This is a genomic window from Brooklawnia propionicigenes, assembly GCF_030297015.1.
Taxonomy (GTDB): domain Bacteria; phylum Actinomycetota; class Actinomycetes; order Propionibacteriales; family Propionibacteriaceae; genus Brooklawnia; species Brooklawnia propionicigenes.
In genome coordinates this window covers 561,158-574,972 of the sequence record NZ_AP028056.1, presented here as the reverse complement: position 1 = coordinate 574,972, position 13,815 = coordinate 561,158, and the positions used below count along the sequence as shown (strand labels likewise).

The window sequence follows — 13,815 nt, the reverse complement described above, 5'->3', positions numbered from 1 at the left end:
GTCAACGTGACCACTGTCAGCATCATCGGATTGGGAGCGATCGGTGCGGCGCATGCAGCGCGCATCGCCGAGGCGGCACCACTCACACAGATCCGCGTGATCGCCACCGAACCGCGCGCCGAACGGCTACGCGCCGAGGGCGTGACCGTGAACGGGATTCGATACGACTTCCCGGTGGTCGAGCCCGCAGAGCCGGTCGAGCCGGCCGATCTGATCATCGTCGCGGTGAAACACCATGATCTGGCCGAGGCGATCGGACAGCTGGCCGGCCACGTCGGCCCGCAGACGGTCATCTGCAGCCTGCTCAACGGGATCACCAGCGAGGAGGAGCTGTCGGCGGCCTATCCGCAGGCGAGTGTCCCGCTGGCGGTGAGCGTCGGCATCGATGCCGTGCGTGACGCCGACGGAGTGCGCTTCACGACGGTGGGCCGCATCGAGTTCGGTGACGCGGTGCCCGGCGAGCCGAGCGAGGGAGTCCGGCGTCTGGATGAATTGCTCACCACTTTCGAGATTCCCCATCGGATCAGCTCTGATGCGCCACGCACGCTGTGGTGGAAGCTGTTGCTCAACGTCGGTGCCAACCAGGTCTCGGCGCTGCTCGAGGCGCCCTACGGGCTCTTCCAATCCGACGGTCCGGCCCGCGATCTGATGGTCTCGGCTCAGCGGGAGGTGGTGGCGGTCGCGCGGGCTCGCGGGGTGAATCTCAGCGAGGACGACATCGATCAGATGATCGGCATCATCGGCACTCTCGGGCCGTCCAACTACACGTCGATGGCTCAAGATGCGCTGGCACACCGCCGCACCGAGGTCGACCAGTTCGCCGGCACGGTGGTTGCTCTGGGCGAGCAGTACGGTATCGACACCCCGGTCAACCGTGTCCTGTTGCAGGCGTTCGAGGCCAAGCATCAGCTGTGGGGCGTGGCCTGATCGCTACTTCGCGACGAACACCGGCCAGCCGAACTGCAGGGTGACTCCGAAGCCGTGGCCCACGATGATCCCGATCCCGGCCAAGATGGCGAGCACGACCACCGCGAAGCAGGCGCCGGCGAAGACCTTGGCCACCGGGTGCGGATGATGCTCGACGACGTCGTCCACACCGCGCGCGCCGAACGACAACGCCCAGACCCCGACGGCGAACAGCGCCGGCAGGCCGGCCCCCAGAATCACCGCATAGACCAGGACCTCCCCGGCGCCTTCCATCAGCTGCGCGAGAATCTGCATCGTCCTACCTCGCCTCCGCCAGTTCCAATTCGGTGTGCGGTTCGAGCTTTTCCAGCTCGGCGAAGGCGTCCTGTGCTGCGGCGTGGGCTGCGACCGGCAGCGGCTCAGCAGGCTGCGGCGCAGTCACCGAGCCGTTGTCGGACCATTCCTCGTTGACGTTGTTGTGGTCGACCCGGGTGCGCAACGAATGCCGGTACATCCAGATCGCGGAGGCCACCAGCAGGGCCGAGATGACCAGCGCCCCGGCTAGCCCGCCGATGGTGTGCCCGATGAGCCACATCAGTGCTCCCATCAGTGCCGCAGAGGGCAAGGTGATGCACCAAGCGGCCATCATCTTGGCGGCGACCCACCAGTTGACCTTCGCGCCCTTCTTACCGACTCCCGAGCCGAGGATCGAGCCGGTCGCCACATGCGTGGTTGACAGGGCGAAACCCATATGACTGGAGATCAGGATCACCGAGGCGGTGGAGAACTCGGCGGCCATGCCCTGGGGTGGGGTGAGTTCTACGAGGCCCTTGCCCATCGTCCTGATGATGCGCCAGCCGCCGGTATAGGTGCCCAGCGTAATGGCCAGCGCGCAGGCGACTTTCACCCAGAGGGGCACCTGCTGCAGGTCGGTCCACCGCCCGGACGCGATCAGCGCCAGGGTGATGATGCCCATCGTCTTCTGGGCATCGTTGGTTCCGTGCGCCAGGGCCACCAGGGACGCCGAGCCGATCTGCCCCCAGCGGAATCCCGTGTCGCGGTAGCGCGCCAGTACGTGCCGGGTGATGCAGTGCACCAGCCAGGTGCCCACGGTGGCGACGACGATGGCGATGAGCGGGGACATCAGGGCCGGAAGCACGACCCGGCCGATGACCCCATCCGGTTTGGTTCCGTCTCCGAGCCAGTTGACGCCGCTGGCACCAAGCCCCACCAAGGTGGCGCCGATCAATCCCCCGAAGAGTGCGTGTGAGGAGCTGGACGGCAACCCCAGCAGCCAGGTGATGAGATTCCAGATGATCGCGCCCACCAGACCGGCGAGCACGATCAGCAGGAGCTCCTGTCCTCCGTCCTGCAGGAGTTCGGGCCGCGGTGCACCAGAGGAATCCTGGATATTGACCACAGAGTTCGTGACGGTCAGCGCGACTTCGACGGAAAGGAAGGCGCCGACGAGATTGAGGATCGCCGACAAGGTGACAGCCGTTTTCGGCTTGAACGCCTTGGTGGCGATGGACGTGGCCATGGCATTGGCCGTGTCGTGAAACCCGTTGGTGAAATCGAATGCGAGAGAGGTTACGACCACCAACGACAAGATGACGAGCTCTGGAGGCACGACTCAAGTTTGCCTCTTTCCCGTGCTCAGACGGTAATTGAGGGCAACACCTAGACAACTTCACAGCTGAGAAATGCGACCGTTGATTCGGTCCACGGATGCGCTGCGCCTAGTCGCTCGCGTGTCGAATCCGCGACCGCTGAGACCCGCGAATCGACCGCCGAAACCAACGGTTCACAACTTGCGGCGCAACCCGGCCAGCATTCGCTCGTGATTGACTGCCGCAACAGCCGCCAATGGCACCTTGGCCGGGCAGGCACGCGCGCATTCGCCGTAATACGAACATGGCCCGAAGATCTCGTCGGTCACCCGGATCATGGACCGGGCTCGCTGCTCCCGTTCGTCCGCCGGAATCGGCAGCATCGACAGGTGCGCCAGCTTCGCCCCGGCGAACAGGTGCGCCGAGCCGTTCGGACAGGCCGCCACGCAGGCGCCGCAGCCGATGCAGGCCGCGAAGTCCAGGGCGGTCTCTGCCACCTGCTCGGTGATCGGAAGCGCATCCGCATCCGGGGCGGTGCCTGCGCTGATCGAGACGTAGCCACCGGCCCGGATCAGCTCGTCCAATCCCGACCGGTCGACGATCAGATCGCGCACGACCGGGAAGCAGGCCGACCGTAGCGGTTCGAGATGGATGGTGGCGCCGTCGTTCAGCCCCACCAGCCGCTGGTGGCAGGCCGGCAGATTGTCCTCGGGGCCGTGCACCTGACCGTCCACCGTGATGCCGCAGGCGCCGCAGATGCCCTCCCGGCAGTCCGACTCGAACGCGACCGGCTCCTGACCGGCGTCGATGAGTTGTTCGTTGAGCGCGTCGAGCATCTCCAGCACCGACAGATGCGGCTCCAGCCCGTCCACCTCATGGGTCTCGAAATGGCCTTCGGTATCGGGGCCGGCCTGCCGCCAGACTTCGACTCGCAGTTTCACTTGTAGCTCCTCGTGGCCAGCTGGACGGCTTCGAAGTGCAATGGCTCGGCATGCCGGACGAAGCTCAGCGCGTGGTCGGCGGCGCCCTGGGGAGCTCCGTCGACCTCCCAGGCGGAGACGAAAGCCCAGTGCGCATCGTCACGTTGCGCTTCTCCGCTGTCCTGATACTCGGTGCGGAAATGGGCGCCGCAGGACTCCTGGCGGTCCAGTGCATCGACACACATCAACTCGGCCAGTTCCAAGAAGTCGGCGACCCGCCCGGCCCGTTCCAGTCCCTGATTGAGCTGTGCACCGGATCCCGGTACCGACAGATCGTCCCAGAATTCGGCGCGCAGGTCTGCGATGTCCGCTATCGCCTGTGTCAGGGACGCCGCCGACCGCTCCACCCCGCAGCCGCGGTACATGATCTCGCCCAGTCTGCGGTGGAACTTCGATGCGGCCTGGCTACCTCCGACGCCGAGCAGAGCCGCAGTGCGCCGCTCAACGCGAGCCACGGCGTCCCGCACGCACGCGTCCCCGGCGCCCGGCAACGGCTGCCCGAGCAGCGGATTGAGATAGTTTGGCAGCGAGAACGGCAGCGTGAACCAGCCGTCCACACAGGCCGACAGCAACGAGTTGGCACCGAGCCGGTTCGCGCCGTGATAGGCCCAACCGACCTCCCCGCCGACGAAAAGCCCGGGCAGCGCGGTCATCTGGTTGAAATCGCTCCACAGGCCACCCATGGTGAAATGTGCACCAGGAGCAATGCGCATCGGCACGACATACGGGTCTTCGCCGGTCGCCCGTTCATACATCTCGAAAAGATTGCCGTAGCGCTGCGCGATCGCCTCGCGTCCGAGGGAATGCAGTGCATCGGAGAAATCCAGGTAGACCGAGTTCGACAGCGGGCCGACGCCATGACCGGAATCGATCTGCTCCTTCGCGGCGCGCGACGAGATATCGCGAGGCGCCAGATTTCCGAACGCCGGATACTTGCGTTCCAGATAGTAATCCCGGTCCTTGTCGGGGATCTTGCCGGCCGGACGGGAATCGCCCGGGGTTTTCGGCACCCAGATGCGTCCGTCGTTGCGCAGCGATTCGGACATCAGAATGGTCTTGGATTGCCAGTGGCTCGAGATCGGCAGGGCGGTCGGATGGAACTGCACGAACGACGGATTCGCCAGGAAGGCGCCGTGCCGACAGGCCCGCCATGATGCCGATGCGTTGCAGTTCATCGCCAGCGTCGAGTGGAAGTAGACCGATCCGTAGCCGCCGCTGGCCAAGATGACGGCATGCGCCGGTTGCGCCCACACCTGGCCGGAGACCAGATCACGCACCACCACGCCCCGGCAGACGCCGGCATCGACGATCAGGTCGAGCATCTCGGTGCGAGTGTGCAGCTTGACCGTGCCGCGGGCGACCTGGCGCTGCAGGGCCTGGGCGCCGGCGACCTGCAACTGCTGGCCGGTCTGGCCGCGGGTGTAGTAGGTCCGCGAGACCTGCACGCCGCCGAACGACCGGGTGGCCAGGGTGCCCCCGTATTCGCGGGCGAACGGCGCGCCGATGGCATTCATGTGGTCGATCACCCGCACCGACTGGGCGCCGAGCCGGAACGCGTCGGCCTCACGTGCCCGGAAATCGCCACCCTTGACGGTGTCGGTGACGAATCGCTGCAGCGAGTCACCGTCCACCTTCTTGGCACGGGCCGAGTTGATGCCACCTTGCGCGGCCACCGAGTGTGCGCGGCGAGCGGCGTCGTGGTAAGTGAAGGCGTGCACGTCGTAACCGAGTTCGCCCAGGGCGGCCGCCGCGCCCGAACCGGCCAATCCGGTGCCCACCACCACGACGGTCATCTTCTTGGTGTTGAGGGGGCTGACCAGCTTGTACTCGGCTCGCCGCCGGTCCCAGGCGGTCGACGGATCGCCGGCGGGAACCCGGCCGTCGAGGTCGTATCCGACTCGCGCCCCGGGGACCGTGCTCGCGGGTGCGACGAAGACGGACGTGTCGGCGGGGGTGCGGCTGGTGATTCGTCCGAGCTGGTCGCGGACCCTATTGCCCAACGTCATGAGATCACTCCCGTCAGCACCAGCACCGGTATTGCTCCGTTGCCGATCAGGATCGCCACTGCCAGCAGTCCGCCGATGACGGCGAGCGTCGCTCGCCAGCGGTGACCCATGGCACCCAGATCGGAGGCCACCGTGGTAAATCCCTTCGCCACATGGATGGCCAGCACCGCCATCAGCGCGCTGTAGAAGATCGCCATCTGCGGACGCTGGAAGCTCGCCACCAGGTTCTGATAGGCGAAGCTCTCGTCTGCGGTGGCTTGGCTGAAGCCGGACGACTGCACGCCCCAGCCGAGCGTGAGATCGAGCACATGCAGCGCGATGAAGCACAAAATGAGGATGCCGGTGACCGGCATCAACCGGGCACCCCAGGCCCGCGGCCCGCGAATCTTCACCCGGTGAGTGCCACGGGCCTGGCGTCCACGCCGCCAGATGATGGCTGCGCAGCCCACATGCATCAGCAGGGCGGCCCCGAGCACAGCACGCATGGCCAGCAGCACCGACTGCTTGGGCATCAGCGGATAGAACGCCTCGCGCAACCAGTGCGCGTAGTGGTTGTAGGCCTCAGGGCCCTGGAAGATCTTGAGATTGCCGAACAGATGAATAGCGACGAAGGCCGCCCAGACGACACCGGTGACCGCCATGGTGACCTTCAGCGCCCACGACGGCAGCCGATGACGGTGCCGGGGGCTGCTCGTGGCGGGCGGCGGTCCCACCTGGATCGCGCCTCGGCCTGGCTGCGCAACCGTGTCCACTCGAGCGCGGGCTGACATCATCGTCCTCCTGGTCGCGTTGCCTCTAGGCGTGGCTGTGTGCCCACTGAGAAGACTAGTCAGCTGTCTGAGCCCAGGAGCGGATCCGAGGGAAAAGGTCAGGCCATACGGTCGCGGGCCGGCGTCCCCGGTCAGCTGATCCGGAGCAGCGCGCGGATGAGTTGTGCCGAACGCTCGGCGATCAGAGGCTCGAAGCTGTTCTCACCGGTGAGCATGGCGCTGGTTGCCAGCGCCTCCTGATAGGCGGTCAGCAAGATGACCAGTTGCCCGGGCGGCACGGTCATGACGACTCCATGCCGGTCCACCACGGCCTGGATCGCCTCGATCAGCAGTTCGTCCAGGCTGCTGTCGACCAGCCGGACGGCCTGGCGCACCGAGGGGTTGCGCAGGGCATGCAGCCGGATCTCGCTGCGGGCGAGCAGCCATTGCTCGTCGATCGGATGGGTTGCCTGGAAGATCAGCAGCGCCTGCTTGATGATCTCGTCCAGCGTCTGCGGCTCGATGGGCTCGTCGGGAATCGAATCGATGGCGTCGGTGGCCGCTTTCAGGATCGCCTCACGCTTGCGCTGCACGACGGCGAGCAGGAGTTCGTCCTTGGATTCGAAGTTGGAATAGAACGCTCCCCGGGTGAATCCCGCCCGCTCGCAGATCTCCTCGACCGAGGCAGCGAGCACACCCTTCTCGGCGAACAGGGCAGTGGCGGCGTCCATCAGCCTGTCCTGCGTCTGGGCGCGCTTGGTGCTCATCGGTGCCGTTGCCGTCATGGTTCCTCCGCTGGTTGGCCCCATCAGTCTATCGGACGCCGCGGCGCGCGGATACAAAGATGTATCGGATACACTTCCGTATCGGAGCTCGGTCGATGGGAGAGCATCAGTGTCAGCATTCTTGTACCGCCTGGGACGCGCCTGTTTCCGGCTCGGAGGCCGCGTGCTGGCGATCTGGCTCGCACTGCTGGCACTGTTCGGCGTTCTCGCGCTGACCATCGGCGGTGCCTTCGACGACACTTTCACCATTCCCGGATCGAGTTCGGGGCGCGCCCTCGAGATGCTGTCGGTCACCTTCCCCGAAGCCGCCGATGCTTCGGCCACGATCGTCGTCGGGGCGCCGGACGGTACCCGGATCGACTCGGACCAAGCACGTCAGGCGATGGAGTCGTACGTCGACTTCCTCGACAGCGATCTCGACTTCGTCAAGGGTGTCCAACTCCCGTACAGCGACTACGTCAAGGGCCTCGTCTCGGACGACGGCTCGCACGCCCTGGTGCGCGTGCTGGTGGAAGGTTCGACCTCCACGTTCACCGACGAGCAGCGCGCCGAACTCACCGATGCCGCCCAGAAGATCACCGAGTTGCTGCCCGGTTCGACCGTGGCGGTGGGCGGCGACGTCTTCTCGGTCGAGATGCCTCACATCTCCGTGGTCGACGGGCTCGGCGTGCTGGTGGCGATCATCGTGCTGACCGCTGTCCTGGGGCTGCTGGCCGCCTTCATGCCGATCGTCTCGGCGCTGATCGGGGTGGGCATCGCGGTGTGCATCGTGATGATCGCGGCGGGCATCACCACGGTGAGTTCGACCGCGCTGATCCTCGTGGTGATGCTGTGCCTCGCGGTCGGCATCGACTACTCCTTGTTCATCATCTCCAGGCACCGCGACCAGCTGCTCAAGGGCATGGACGCCCAGGAGTCCGCTGCCCGGGCCGTCGCGACCAGTGGGTCCGCGGTGGTCTTCGCCGGCCTGACCGTCATCATCGCCCTGGTCGGCCTGAGTATCGTCGGACTGCCGTTCCTGTCGGTCATGGGCATGTTCACCGCGGTCGGTGTGGGGATCGAGGTCTGTCTCGCGCTCACCCTGCTGCCTGCGCTGCTCGGACTCCTCGGCGACCGGCTGCGCCCCGGCGCCCGCAAGGCACGTCGGCTGGAAAATCGCAGGCCCGGACGGCTGGCACGGTGGTGGGTGCGCGTGGTCACCAGATGGCCGCTGGTAACGGTTCTGATCGTCGTGGTGGGCCTGGGTACGCTCGCTCTGCCCGCCCGCAATATCGAAATGGCGCTGCCCAACTCCGGCCGTTCGTCGGTAGGCGCGCCCGACCGGGTAGCGTTCGACCTGGTCAGCCGGGAGTTCGGGATCGGATTCAATGGCCCGCTGGTGATCACCGGATCGATCGTCGAATCCAATGACCCGATGGCGATCCTCGACGGCATGCGCGCCGAGGTGGAGGCGATGGACGGCGTCGAGATGGTGGCGGCGGCCGTACCCAACGCCAACGCCGACACCGCCATGATCCAGGTCATCCCGACCACCGGGCCCGATGACCCCGCTACGGCCGATCTGGTGCACAATCTGCGCAACCAGCACCAGCACTGGCTGGACGAGTACGGTGTCGATACCGCGGTCACCGGACTGGTCGCCGTGCAGATCGACATCACGGCCAAGCTGGGTGCCGCGTTGCTGCCCTTCGGTCTGTTCGTGGTCGGCCTGTCGCTGATCCTGCTGATGATGGCCTTCCGATCCATCGTGGTGCCGATCAAGGCCGCGGTCGGCTACCTGCTCAGCGTGCTGGCCGCGTTCGGGCTGGTCACCGTGGTTTTCAATGACGGTGTCGGGGCTTCGTTGATCAATCTCAGCGAACCCGGACCGATCATCAGTTTTCTGCCGATCATTCTGATGGGCATTCTGTTCGGCCTTGCCATGGACTACGAGGTCTTCCTGACCTCCCGGATGCGCGAGGAGTACATGCACGGCAACCGCAGCTGGATCGAGGACGGCTTCGTCCACTCGTCCAAAGTCGTGATCGCCGCGGCGCTGATCATGGTGTCGGTCTTCATTTTCTTCGTGCCCACCGGCATCGGTGCCATCAAACCGATTGCGCTCGGCCTGGCTCTCGGTGTCGCCATCGACGCCTTCTTGGTGAGGATGACGCTCGGCCCCGCCCTGATGAAGCTGGCCGGTTCCCGGGTCTGGTGGCTGCCGGCCTGGCTGGACCGCAGGCTGCCGGTGATCGATGTCGAGGGCGAGGCGCTCGCCCACCAGACCAAACTCGCGGCGTGGCCTTCGTCCGACGATGCCTCGGCGATCCACGCCGAGCGGCTGCTGGCTGCGAGCGGTGACCGGGTGCTCTTCTCGAACCTCGACATCAGCGTCGACCCGGGCGAGCTGCTGGTCATCGAGGGCGACCGATCGGCGCGACTCGCGTTGATGTTCGGTTTGTCGGGCCGCGCAAGGTTCAGCGACGGCGAAGCCAAGGTGCTGGGTCATGTCCTTCCGGAGGAGGGCTCCCTGGTGCGCACCCGTGCGCCGCTGCTGCTGGCCACGACCGCCGACCCTGCCGGTGAACTCGACTGTGGCAAGGGCGGAATCGTTTTCGTCCCGGCGCTCGACGAATTGCCACGGGCGGTGCTTTCGGCGCTGTCCGAGGCCCTCGCGGTGCCCATCGACAAGGATGCGCCGCCGACTACCTGGGTGCTGGGTGTGGGGCCCGGGACCGACCCCGAGAGCTATCTGCCGGGCGACTACCGCGTGCTGCGGCTCAGCCCACAACTCGCGGCGCTTGCTGGAGGAGTAGTGCGATGACCATCGAACGAGTGAACGCCGCCAAACCGAGCCGCTGGACGACCTGGCTGGGCCTGATCCTGGTTCCGGTGCTGGTGCTCGGCGGACTGCTGTGGGCGACCTGGAGCAGCGACCAGCGGCTCGACACCGTACGGGCAGCGGTGGTGAATCAGGACGAGGCGGTCGAGCTGGCCGGGCAGATCGTTCCGATGGGACGCCAGCTCACCGCAGCACTGGTCGACTCGGACCGAGTGCAGAACCTGGCCTGGGAGCAGGCGACGCTGGACGGCGCCCGGGCCGGCCTCAAGACCGGCAAGTACGCGGCGATGGTGGTCATCCCGCAGGAGTTCTCGGCGGCCGCAACCTCATATGCAGGGCCCGCGGCCGACGCACACCAAGCGACGATCCAGGTGGAGACCTCGCCGGTCGCCGGCATCGCCGATGCCACGCTGGGCAAGGTGGTCGCTCAGGAAGCGGCCCGGGTGCTCAATGGAACGCTGACGACGGCCTATCTCGATCAGATCTACATCGGCTTCAATCAGATGGGGGAGCAGTTCGTCACGATGGCCGATGCTGCCTCTCAACTGGCCGAGGGCAGTGCGCAGCTGGCCGATGGTCTCAACCAGAGCGCCGGCGGCGCGGGGCAGCTCGCCGCCGGCGTCGGGCAGGCGGCGGACGGCGCGGCACAGCTTTCCGGCGGAACATCCCAGCTGGCCGGCGGCCTGAACACCATGGCCGGTTCGGTGGCGGCCCTGCCCGATGGTGCCGCTCAGCTGGCCGACGGCTCAGCGCAACTGTCCGACGGTGTCGGGCAGTATGTCGATGGAATCAATCAGATCGTCGACCCCGCGATCGATGTGCTCGCCGACTACCCGCAGCTGGTGGAGATCGTCCAGCGGATCTCGGGCGACCAGGAGGGCCTGGACCAGGCGGTCGCGACGATGCGGCAGGTGCAGGACGGTGTCGCCCAGTTGGAGGCCCTCAATGACATGAGCAGGGACGAACTCGCGCGGCGATTCCCCTGCCCGCCGGACCTGCAGGCCGTGGAAGGTGGCTGCGATTCGTACTACGAGGCGATCCGGCTCGGTATCGGCAGTGCCAACGACACAATGAACCAGGTGCGCGCCGACGACACCCTCGGTCCGGTTATCGAGACACTGGACGCGCTGCCGGATCAACTGGCCGGCGTCCAGCTTCCCGAAGGCGGTATCAACGTCTTGGATACCTTGACTCAGTTGCGCGACGGTGGCGAGGAGCTGAAGACGGGCGCCCAACAGCTGTCGGGTGGGGTGAGCGAGTTCGCGGCGGGAATGGCACCGCTGGTGGACGGCATCCAGCAGAGTGCTGATGGTGCGAGCCAGTTGGCCGATGGTGCCGCGCAGCTCAGCGATGGCATGACGCAGCTGAACGACGGTGCCGGACAACTGGCGGACGGTATGGCTCAACTCGCCGACGGCGGGGCACAGCTGGCCGATGGCACCAGCCAGTTCGCCGATGGACTTGCCGCGGGCAAGGACCAGATCCCGTCCTACAGCGATTCGGATCGCCAGAACCTGTCGGAGGTGGTCTCCTCGCCGGTGGCCACGGGCAATCTGCTGGGTACCGCGACCGTGGGCACCGGTTGGGCGACGGCGCTGATGGTGCTCGCGCTGTGGGCAGGGGCGATGGCCACCTTCGTGGTGGTGCGGGCGCTGAGCAAGCAGCTGCTGAGCTCGGCGCGTCCATCGGCCTATCTGGTCGCCGAGGCGATGCTGCCGGGGGTGATCGTGGTCGGCATCCAGGCAGTGGCAGTCACCGCGATCGGTCAGATCGCGATGGGTCTGCCGTTCGGCACGCTGATAGGACTGCTTGGGATCACGCTGCTTGCCGGGCTTGCTTTTGTGGCGGTCAACCATGCGTTGGTCGCATGGCTCGGCAGCGCCGGACGATTCGTCTCGCTAGGCCTGGTGATCGTGGCCATGGCGCCGATGATCACCAATGCGATACCGGGGGTCTTCGCCACTGTGAGAGCGATCTCCCCGATGGCGCCCGCCCTGGACGCGATGCGCTCCTTGATCACTGGGTCCAGCGGCACGGTTGTCAGTGTCTTCCAGCTGGTGTTCTGGCTGCTCGTCGGTCTGGCAGCGAGCGCGGTAGCCATCATCAGACGCCGGACGACCACCATTGCCGAGCTGATAGATCCCTAGCCGCGCGGCAACGAAGCTCGGCAAATCGTGGGATCACTGACAGGTCACGGTGCAAATAACACGATCGACGGGGCCGCTCAGAGTGATACCCGGCTCAGAACGTAGGCTCCCGCTGGATTGGGCTAGGGTGACGCCATGAGCAGTGTGCTGGTCGGAGATAGCGCACTCAGCGAGCTTCGTCGACGCGAACTACGTGCTCTCACAGCATCCCTGCTTTTATCAGTGGTGCTGGCGATCGCCGCGCTGGCCGTGGGCGTCGTGAGCGGCATACGCATCATCGTGTTCGACGGCGCCTATATGGCGGTCGGGCTGATCCTCTCGTGGGCGTCCCTGCAAGCCGCTCGCCGCAACGGCGGGGCCCACTCGCCGCTTCCCGTTCGGCCGCGACGCGCTTGCCCCGCTGATGGTCGTGATTCAAGGGCTCGCGCTGGCCGGGACGCTCGTACTGGCGCTCGGAGATGCACTCGTGGTCATCCGCGACGGCGGAAGCGAGGTGAACGTTGTCGTCATATCCTTGTACGGACTTGTCACCGGGCTGGTCGGATTCGGCGTCGCACGGTGGCTGCGCAGGTCGGCTCCGGGATCCGACCTGATTGCCGCCGAGGCGTCGCAATGGCAGGCGGGATCAGTGCTCAGCGTCGTCATGTTCGTGGGTGCGATCGCGGTAGCCATCCTCCTCACAACGCCACTACGCGATGTCGCCCGTTTCGCGGACCCGATCCTTGTCATCATTGCCTGCCTGGTGCTCGCCGCGGTGCCGGTGCGACTCATCCGGTCGGGGATGAACGAACTGCTCGAGGGCGCACCGCCGCCAGAGTTGGCAGCCCGCATCATCACCGTGATCGAGACCGTTCGTGCCGAGTTCGGCCTCCCCAGCCCGATTACTCGAGCCGGTAAGGTGGGGCAGAAGATCTACGTCGAAGTGGACTTCGTCGTCGCGCCGGACACCTGGAGCATCGCGCAGGAAGACGAGGTCCGCCGCGCCGTCATCAACGGGCTCTCTCCGCTCGGGTTGGACGTGTGGGCATACGTGGCCGTGACGTCAGATCCGGTCCTCGCCGACTGATCCACGAGTCGGTGCGTGGCGCGCCTGATACGCGTTCCGGACATCTCGCAAGGCAGTGCGGGATGTCGTACGCGGATTGGCCCGGGCGTCCGGGTGTCTGCGGGGCTTTCGTCCGCTACCTCAGGGGAGGTCAGGGACCGCCGCAACCACTGCGCGGGTGGGCGGTGGTCACCTCTTGGTAACAAGCCGTCGTGAGAGCGACCTTCGGGCCTCTACACTTATAAGACCATCTACACTTATAACAAGACGTTTGGTGACCGCACAGGTGGTCACCGCGGCGAGGCAAAGGAGGGGAGGAAATGGCGCTTTCAGAAGAGGAGCAGCGGCTCCTAGAACAGCTCGAAGCTTCCTTGGCTGCGGACGATCCGAAACTCGCTCAGACCCTCGGTTCATCCAGCACCCCTCGTCAAATACATGGGCGCCGGGCAACATTGGCTGGCGTGCTTTTTGTGGTTGGCCTGGTCTTGCTGGTTGTGGGTATGCAGACGAGCTGGGCTGTCAGCGTGATCGGTTTCATCGCCATGCTGGTTGCCACCGTGATCGCCTTGGGCTCGTGGCGCAAAGCCACGGATTCGGATGCGCGCGGTAAGCGCACTCCGCCACCCAATTCTGAGCCCTTCATGGGCAAGATGGAGGACCGTTGGCGTCGTCGCCAAGAGGGCGGCTTCTGACAATCTGAGGCAAGCAAGTAGGTAGCGTCGCAGATCGTCTGACGACACAGGTCCGCAAGGGTGCGGAGATAACG

At 65.9% G+C, this 13,815-nt stretch carries 10 protein-coding genes and 1 pseudogene; 5 read left to right on the top strand and 6 right to left on the bottom strand.

The window, feature by feature from the left end; translation table 11 throughout:
* Positions 1-6: 6 nt before the first annotated feature.
* A complete protein-coding gene (locus tag QUE25_RS02680) occupies positions 7-927 on the top strand; it encodes a ketopantoate reductase family protein (protein ID WP_286267316.1) in 921 nt (306 codons plus the stop codon).
* A gap of 3 nt (positions 928-930) precedes the next feature.
* Here QUE25_RS02680 and QUE25_RS02675 read toward each other — a convergent pair whose 3' ends face one another.
* From QUE25_RS02675 to QUE25_RS02650, 6 genes are all read right to left on the bottom strand, one after another.
* Complete coding sequence (locus QUE25_RS02675; protein WP_286267314.1) at positions 931-1,221, bottom strand: hypothetical protein; 291 nt, start codon at positions 1,219-1,221, stop codon at positions 931-933.
* A 4-nt stretch (positions 1,222-1,225) separates the two neighbouring features.
* Entirely contained in the window at positions 1,226-2,536 is a 1,311-nt protein-coding gene (locus QUE25_RS02670) for an inorganic phosphate transporter (RefSeq protein ID WP_286267312.1), read from the bottom strand.
* A gap of 174 nt (positions 2,537-2,710) precedes the next feature.
* Positions 2,711-3,457 (bottom strand): succinate dehydrogenase/fumarate reductase iron-sulfur subunit, encoded by a 747-nt coding sequence (locus tag QUE25_RS02665; protein ID WP_286267310.1) that lies wholly within the window; start codon positions 3,455-3,457, stop codon positions 2,711-2,713.
* Positions 3,454-5,502, bottom strand: coding sequence for a fumarate reductase/succinate dehydrogenase flavoprotein subunit (locus QUE25_RS02660; protein WP_286267308.1), 2,049 nt, complete (start codon positions 5,500-5,502; stop codon positions 3,454-3,456). Before QUE25_RS02660 ends, QUE25_RS02665 begins: the two co-directional genes overlap by 4 nt.
* The gene (locus QUE25_RS02655) at positions 5,499-6,143 is read right to left on the bottom strand and encodes a succinate dehydrogenase cytochrome b subunit (protein WP_286268478.1); all 645 of its coding nucleotides are present in this window, start codon (positions 6,141-6,143) and stop codon (positions 5,499-5,501) included. Before QUE25_RS02655 ends, QUE25_RS02660 begins: the two co-directional genes overlap by 4 nt.
* Positions 6,144-6,403: 260 nt before the next feature.
* Positions 6,404-7,036 carry a TetR/AcrR family transcriptional regulator gene (locus QUE25_RS02650; protein ID WP_286267306.1) on the bottom strand — a complete coding sequence of 211 codons (633 nt, stop codon included), beginning with the start codon at positions 7,034-7,036 and terminating at the stop codon, positions 6,404-6,406.
* Between the two features lie 109 nt (positions 7,037-7,145).
* Between QUE25_RS02650 and QUE25_RS02645 the strand changes: the two genes are divergently transcribed.
* The 4 genes and pseudogenes from QUE25_RS02645 (at position 7,146) to QUE25_RS02630 (ending at position 13,741) form a co-directional block, all read left to right on the top strand.
* Complete coding sequence (locus tag QUE25_RS02645; RefSeq protein WP_286267304.1) at positions 7,146-9,839, top strand: MMPL family transporter; 2,694 nt, start codon at positions 7,146-7,148, stop codon at positions 9,837-9,839.
* Complete coding sequence (locus QUE25_RS02640; protein ID WP_286267302.1) at positions 9,836-12,004, top strand: YhgE/Pip domain-containing protein; 2,169 nt, start codon at positions 9,836-9,838, stop codon at positions 12,002-12,004. The genes QUE25_RS02645 and QUE25_RS02640 overlap by 4 nt, the downstream gene beginning before the upstream one ends.
* A 361-nt stretch (positions 12,005-12,365) precedes the next feature.
* A pseudogene (locus tag QUE25_RS02635) lies at positions 12,366-13,070 on the top strand (cation efflux transmembrane domain-containing protein); the annotation flags it as partial.
* Between the two features lie 299 nt (positions 13,071-13,369).
* Positions 13,370-13,741: a DUF3040 domain-containing protein gene (locus QUE25_RS02630; protein ID WP_286267300.1), complete on the top strand. Its 372-nt coding sequence runs from the start codon at positions 13,370-13,372 to the stop codon at positions 13,739-13,741.
* Positions 13,742-13,815: the final 74 nt, after the last annotated feature.